The 6233-nt window shown below is 59.1% G+C and carries 7 protein-coding genes; 4 read left to right on the top strand and 3 right to left on the bottom strand.

The features are described from left to right. Positions 1-234 precede the first annotated feature (234 nt). On the bottom strand, positions 235-1467 hold the full coding sequence (gene sstT / locus F2P67_RS23225) for a serine/threonine transporter SstT (RefSeq protein WP_166224234.1): 1233 nt from the start codon (positions 1465-1467) through the stop codon (positions 235-237). Between the two features lie 337 nt (positions 1468-1804). Between sstT and F2P67_RS23220 the strand changes: the two genes are divergently transcribed. Continuing rightward, positions 1805-2968 (top strand): MFS transporter, encoded by a 1164-nt coding sequence (locus F2P67_RS23220; protein WP_166224231.1) that lies wholly within the window; start codon positions 1805-1807, stop codon positions 2966-2968. On the opposite strand, the gene nhaR is transcribed toward F2P67_RS23220, so the two are convergent. After that, entirely contained in the window at positions 2963-3862 is a 900-nt protein-coding gene (gene nhaR / locus F2P67_RS23215) for a transcriptional activator NhaR (protein ID WP_016986874.1), read from the bottom strand. The two genes, F2P67_RS23220 and nhaR, sit on opposite strands and share 6 nt — an antisense overlap. A gap of 133 nt (positions 3863-3995) precedes the next feature. Between nhaR and F2P67_RS23210 the strand changes: the two genes are divergently transcribed. Together F2P67_RS23210 and F2P67_RS23205 are read left to right on the top strand one after the other, a co-directional pair. After that, positions 3996-4238, top strand: coding sequence for a hypothetical protein (locus tag F2P67_RS23210; RefSeq protein ID WP_166224228.1), 243 nt, complete (start codon positions 3996-3998; stop codon positions 4236-4238). A gap of 29 nt (positions 4239-4267) precedes the next feature. Continuing rightward, positions 4268-5017, top strand: coding sequence for a TerC family protein (locus tag F2P67_RS23205; RefSeq protein ID WP_166224225.1), 750 nt, complete (start codon positions 4268-4270; stop codon positions 5015-5017). A 75-nt stretch (positions 5018-5092) separates the two neighbouring features. Here the strand turns inward: F2P67_RS23205 and F2P67_RS23200 are convergent, their stop codons facing one another. Next, the gene (locus tag F2P67_RS23200) at positions 5093-5263 is read right to left on the bottom strand and encodes a hypothetical protein (RefSeq protein WP_166224222.1); all 171 of its coding nucleotides are present in this window, start codon (positions 5261-5263) and stop codon (positions 5093-5095) included. A 235-nt stretch (positions 5264-5498) separates the two neighbouring features. On the opposite strand from F2P67_RS23200, the gene F2P67_RS23195 reads away from it, so the two are divergent. Then, a complete protein-coding gene (locus F2P67_RS23195) occupies positions 5499-6170 on the top strand; it encodes a peptidase C39 family protein (RefSeq protein WP_166224219.1) in 672 nt (223 codons plus the stop codon). Positions 6171-6233: the final 63 nt, after the last annotated feature.

The raw sequence follows: 6233 nt of genomic DNA, 5'->3' as shown, positions 1-6233 counted from the left end.
ACCCTAACCCTCTCCCGGGGGGAGAGGGGACTGACGGTGTTGTTTGTTCGAATTACACCGACCTGAACTATCAAGACGAACTCAGGTTTTGAACAGAACACAAATCAGCTCCCTTTCCCCCTCGCCCCCCTTGGGAGGAGTGGGTTGGGGTGAGGGGGGAAAAGATCTGCGCCACAAAAAAGCCCGCCAAGGTTCACATCTTGGCGGGCTTTTCATTTTCCATTGTTAGAGCGGTTACGCAGTGCGTTGGGCTTTCGCTTCTTCGCCCAGGCAGGCCGCTGCGGTAAACAGCACGTCAGTGGACGAGTTCAGCGCCGTCTCGGCCGAATCCTGCAGCACGCCAATGATGAAGCCGACCGCTACCACCTGCATGGCAATCTCGCTCGGGATGCCGAACAGGCTGCACGCCAACGGAATCAGCAGCAGCGAACCACCGGCCACACCCGAGGCGCCGCAGGCGCAAATCGCCGCCACCACGCTGAGGAGGATTGCGGTCGGAATGTCCACGGCGATGCCCAGCGTGTGCACGGCGGCCAGTGTCAGCACGGTAATGGTGATCGCCGCGCCCGCCATGTTGATGGTCGCACCGAGCGGAATCGACACCGAATACGTGTCTTCATGCAGGCCCAGACGCTTGCTCAATTCCAGGTTGACCGGAATGTTGGCGGCCGAGCTGCGGGTGAAAAACGCGGTGATACCGCTTTCGCGCAGGCACTTGAGGGTCAGCGGGTACGGGTTGCGGCGCAGCTTCCAGAACACGATCAGCGGGTTCATCACCAGCGCCACAAACAGCATGCAGCCCAGCAGCACGGCCAGCAGATGCGCATAACCGATCAGCGCGCCGAAACCCGAAGTCGCCAGCGTCGAGGCCACCAGGCCAAAAATGCCCAGCGGTGCAAAACGAATCACCACCCGCACGATCACGGTGACGCCGTTGGACAGATCGCCCAGCACTTCGCGGGTGGTGTCGCCGGCGTGGCGAATCGCGATGCCCATGCCGATGGCCCAGGCCAGAATGCCGATGAAGTTGGCGTTCATCAGCGCGCTGACCGGGTTATCGACGACGCTCAGCAGCAGGCTTTGCAGCACTTCGCCAATGCCGCCCGGCGCGGTGACCGCAACGTTTTCGGTGGACAGCACCAGGTGCGACGGAAACGCCATGCTGGCAACCACGGCCACCACGGCGGCGCTGAAGGTGCCCAGCAGATACAGAAACAGAATCGGCCGAATGTGGGTTTCCTGGCCGTGCTTGTGGTTGGCAATCGAAGCCATGACCAGTACGAACACCAGAATCGGTGCCACGGCTTTCAGCGCGGAAACAAACACTTTGCCGATGAACGCCGTGGATTTCGCCAGCTCCGGCGCAATCAGGGCCAATGCAATACCGGCAATCAGGCCGATCACGATCTGCGTGACCAGGCTGAGGTTTTTCAAGCGTTGCAATAGAGAAGGGGATGAAACGGTCATGACGGCATCTCTGATTTTTTATAGGGTGCAAGGTTGCGCAAAAAACCGGTGGCGGAACGGGGCAGGCCACAGGTACGAACCCAAAGGGTGATGGGATTTCAACGCCATTAAACTGGTCGTTGAACAAGGTGTACGTTTTGCAGGGCGCGGACTTTATCACAGCGTAAGCCTTATCCTTCAGGCATGTGACGATCTGCCACCCGATCGACAGACAAGATAGACAGGTTTGTGCAAGTCAGTCTGGACACACTCTGTTAAGATTCTCCAACCTCATTTTCAAGTTCTGCCAGCGGGCCTCCGGGTCAACGCTGGTGTCGTCGTTTTGCTGGAGTTCCTCATGTTGTTGCCCATCCTTCTGTTGTCCGCCGCCGGTTTCACGGTGTTGACCACAGAGTTCGTCATCGTCGGACTGCTGCCGTCGATTGCCCGAGACCTTGAGGTCACCATCCCGCAGGCCGGGTTGCTGGTGACTCTATTCGCTTTCACGGTGGCGATGTTCGGGCCATTTTTGACTGCATATTTCGCCCGTTTCGAGCGGCGCAAACTGTTCATCACCATTCTGATCATGTTCGGCCTGGCCAACACCGTGGCGGCGCTGGCGCCGAACATCTGGGTGATGGCGATTGCCCGACTGATCCCGGCGCTGGGTTTGCCGGTGTTCTGGGCGCTGGCCAGTGAGACGGCGGTGGACATTGTCGGCCCGGACTACGCCGGTCGTGCGATTGCCAAAATCGGCTTCGGCATCGTCTGCGCCACGGTCTTCGGCATTCCAGTCGGCACGCTGATTTCCGATGCGTTCGGCTGGCGCAGTGCGTTCGGCATTCTTGCGTTTATCGCGTTTGCCAAAGCACTGTTGTTGTTTGTTTACCTGCCGAAAACCGATCTGCATCAGCACCAGGTCAGTTTCCGCTCGCAGTTCAAGATCCTGCGCAGCCCGTTGATGATCGGCCATATCGTGCTGTCGATTCTGGTGTTCAGCGGCATGTTTACCGCTTACACCTATCTGGCGGACATTCTTGAGCGCCTGGCCGGTTTCAACGGCACGGTGGTCGGCTGGTGCCTGATGGGCTTCGGCGCGGTCGGGCTAATCGGCAATTCGTTGGGCGGTCGTGCCGTGGACCGGCATCCGCTGGGGGCGTCGGTGTTGTTCTGTGCGTTCATGATTGCCGGCATGGTGTCACTGGTGCCGAACATTCATTCGCCGCTGGGGCTGGCGGTGGCGATGGGTATTTGGGGGGTGACGCAGGCGGCGCTGTTCCTGGTGAGCCATGTGCGCCTGATGAAAGCTGCGCCAGAAGCGCCGGCCTTTGCCGCCTCGCTGAATATTGCCGGGGCCAATCTGGGCATCGGCTTGGGCGCCATGATCGGTGGCCGGGTCATCGACAGTGCCGGATTGGGCTTCCTCGGATTCGCTGCTGCCGGGTTCATTCTGCTGTCGGTGTTTCTCGCCATGGTGTTGATGACGCTCAAGCCGCGCGAAACCTGCGCTGAGGCCTCATAACGCGGTAAACAGCTCGCGTCGGGCACCTTCGGTAATCGCCACGATGCCGGGGTGCTTGACCTTGCGCTCCACCGAAATGGCATAGAACGACTCGGTCACCGCGTCGGTCTGGCCAATCAACTCGACGCCGTACTGGCGCTTCACCTCATCGGCAATCACGCTCGGGCCGATAAAAATCCCGCTGCCGGATTGTCCGAAGGCCTGCATCAAAGCACTGTCATCGAACTCGCCGACAATTTGCGGCTGGATCTGCTGTTCGGCGAACCAGCGCTGCAAACGGCTGCGCACCACGGTTTCCGCCCCGGGAATCAGCAGTGGTGCGCCATGCAGGCTGCGCGGGAAATCCTGCCCATAACGCGCCGCCAGTTCGGCGGTGGCAAAGAAACTGATCCCGCACTCGCCGAGCTTCTGGCTGTAACCCTTGATGTCGAGGTGCGAAGGCATCGGGCTGTCGGAGATCACCAGATCCAGACGCTGAATCGCCAGATCGGCCAGCAACCGCTCGAGTTTGTCCTCGCGACAGGTGATGCGCAGCGGCTCGTTCAGCTCCATGGTCGGCGCAATCAGGCGATAGACAATCGACTTCGGCACCACGTCGGCCACGCCTACGCGGAACAGGATCTGCTGCTCATTGGGTTGTGCGCGCAGCATCAGCTCCAGTTCGCCACCAAGCTGAAACATCTGCTCGGCGTAGGGCAGGGCCTGGCGGCCGGCCTCGGTGAGTTCAAGTTGCCGGCCAACCCGTCGAAACAGCTCTATGCCATAGGTTTGTTCGAGCAGCGATATCTGCCCGCTGATGGTTTGCGGCGTCAGGTTCAGCTGCTCGCACGCGCGTACGATGCTGCCGGTCTTGGCCACAACCCAGAAATAATGCAGTTGTCGGTAATTGAGCATGGCGGTCTACTGTTCGTGAAAACCGAAGTATAGCCGCTAAAAATACGAATTTTCCTGAAGTGTTTCGCTGCCTAGAATGCCCAGCCATCGACGGCCGGTCTGTGACCCTGTCTGTTCATTCGAAGGAAGCCTCATGAAATACACAATCCCTGCACTGTTGTTTACGTCTTTACTGGTTCTGGGTGGCTGCGACCAGGCCGAAAAAAGCGCCCAGCAATTGATGGGCAAGGCCGCCGAGAGTGCCAAGCAAGCGATTGACGACACGCACAAAGCGGCCGAACAAGCGCTCAGCGACGCCACCGGCGGGCTGATCGAGAAGAAAGAAACACCGGAAAAGGATTCGGAAAAAACCGAATCTTCCTCCAAGACCATCTAAACCGTCTTACAAAGAGTCAGGACTGACCCATGGAATATCTGTTAGAACTCGCCGCCAGCCCCACCGCCTGGGTTGCTTTGGCCACACTGGTGGTGATGGAAATCGTGCTCGGCATCGATAACCTGATCTTTATTTCGATCCTGACCAACAAGCTGCCTGAGCAGCACCGGCAGAAGGCGCGCCGCATCGGTATCGGCATGGCGCTGATTCTGCGACTGGCGTTGTTGAGCACCATTGCCTTCATCGTGCAGTTGACCGCCCCTGTGATCGAAATCCTTGGCCAGGCGTTCTCCTGGAAGGACATGATCCTGATCGCCGGTGGCCTGTTCCTGGTCTGGAAGGCGACGACCGAGATCCATCACAGCATGGACCCGGCGCCGGAAGATCCGAAGTCGGCTACTTCGACCGTGACCCTGGGCTTTGCCGCGGCCATCGGCCAGATTCTGATGCTCGACATGGTGTTCTCGATCGATAGCATCATTACCGCGGTCGGCATGACCGAACACTTGCCGATCATGATTATCGCGGTGGTGGTCTCGGTGCTGGTGATGTTGCTGGCGGCTGATCCGCTGGCCAAGTTCATCAACGACAACCCGACCGTGGTCATGTTGGCGCTGGGCTTCCTGATCATGATCGGCATGACGCTGATCGCCGAAGGCTTCGGTGCCCACGTACCGAAAGGTTATGTGTACGCGGCGATGGCATTCTCGGCAGCGATTGAAGTGCTGAACATGATGTCGCGCCGGGCCAAGCAGAAGAAGTTGGCTGCACAGGCGTAATTGCCAGTAAGCCAAAAGGCTCCCTGAGCTCTCGGAGTTCAGGGGGCCTTTTTGTTTGCAGGGCATTTGAGGAATTCAGTGCGCCGTGACAGGTCGGCCACGTTGTTTTTCGGTTTTTTCGAGCGAAGCAGGCTCGGTCGGGTGGTGATGGTGGCGCCGGGAAATGCGCAGCACGCCCCACAGCATGGCGGCCGCAACCGCCAGCCAGCCGGCAATCAGCATTACGATGGTCATGGTCAGGCTCATCAGTGCCTCCTCTTTGCCCTGCGTCGGGCACACACTTTTTTCGATTCGCTGTATTTCAGTGACAGTCTAGTCAACGGGGTGTTTCAGGCTATTGACCAAAGGTCGGTGGTGACCAATCAGTTTGCTCTATGCAATCGATGTGGCTGCCGTTTAAGGCTATACCGCAGCGTTGCGCCGCCCTATGATCATTGACCTTGCCGGAACACGATGACCGGCGTTCGAACAGAGAGTAATGATGGTGCAGGTATTTTCTCGAATTCGTGCGGCGCTGCTGGCGGCCGGTTGCGTCGCTGCGTTGGCGGGGTGTGCGGGCAGTGTGGCGCCGGAGATCAAGCGTCTGCCGGAACGCGTCGAACTCAGCGGCACGTTCTATCGTGGCGAAGCCAATCAGAGTGCGCCGCAAGTGTTGGCCAGCCTGTTGTCGCAGCAAGGCATCGTGATAACGCCGGGGCTGCTGGAAAAACCATTGCGTCTGCCGGGCGCCGAAGACAAGTTGCAGCAAAACCTGCAGAACCTTGCTCGCGAATACGGCATGGTGGTCTATCCGCTGGACAGCAAGCTGCCAGCGCTGCTCAAGCAGGTGGCGGCCGGTTATCCGGTGATGGTGCGTTTCAGCGAGGGTTCGGCGTTCTGGGCCGAGCCGCGTTATGCGATTCTGTCCGGTTACGACCGCAATAAACAGAAAGTACTGTTGCGCGCCGGCATGAATCGCCGGGAATTGATGAGTTTCGACTCCTTTGAATCGGCCCTGGAGAAGTCCGGTGGCTGGGCGGTATTGATCCAGAAGCCCTCGCAGATTCCGGCGGATGTTGACCGCCAGCGCTGGTTGAAAGCCGCCGATGAACTGGCGCAGGCCGGTCAGGAGAACGAAGCGGCACAGGCAAAAAAGGCGCTGACCGCGCACTGACGTTCCGTTCGTCAATTGCCGGGCACCACGAAGCCCGGCAAGCCTCAGATGGAGAGAGCCCGT

This window comes from Pseudomonas atagonensis (assembly GCF_011369485.1).
Classification (GTDB): Bacteria; Pseudomonadota; Gammaproteobacteria; order Pseudomonadales; family Pseudomonadaceae; genus Aquipseudomonas; species Aquipseudomonas atagonensis.
The sequence above is the reverse complement of the archived record's forward strand: the minus strand, read 5'-3'. Positions and strand labels throughout refer to the sequence as shown.

Excerpts from the sequence above, each read along its gene's own strand:
- sstT (WP_166224234.1), bottom strand. The coding sequence starts at position 1,467 with ATGACCGTTTCATCCCCTTCTCTATTGCAACGCTTGAAAAACCTCAGC.
- F2P67_RS23220 (WP_166224231.1), top strand. The coding sequence starts at position 1,805 with ATGTTGTTGCCCATCCTTCTGTTGTCCGCCGCCGGTTTCACGGTGTTG.
- nhaR (WP_016986874.1), bottom strand. The coding sequence starts at position 3,862 with ATGCTCAATTACCGACAACTGCATTATTTCTGGGTTGTGGCCAAGACC.
- F2P67_RS23210 (WP_166224228.1), top strand. The coding sequence starts at position 3,996 with ATGAAATACACAATCCCTGCACTGTTGTTTACGTCTTTACTGGTTCTG.
- F2P67_RS23205 (WP_166224225.1), top strand. The coding sequence starts at position 4,268 with ATGGAATATCTGTTAGAACTCGCCGCCAGCCCCACCGCCTGGGTTGCT.
- F2P67_RS23200 (WP_166224222.1), bottom strand. The coding sequence starts at position 5,263 with ATGAGCCTGACCATGACCATCGTAATGCTGATTGCCGGCTGGCTGGCG.
- F2P67_RS23195 (WP_166224219.1), top strand. The coding sequence starts at position 5,499 with ATGGTGCAGGTATTTTCTCGAATTCGTGCGGCGCTGCTGGCGGCCGGT.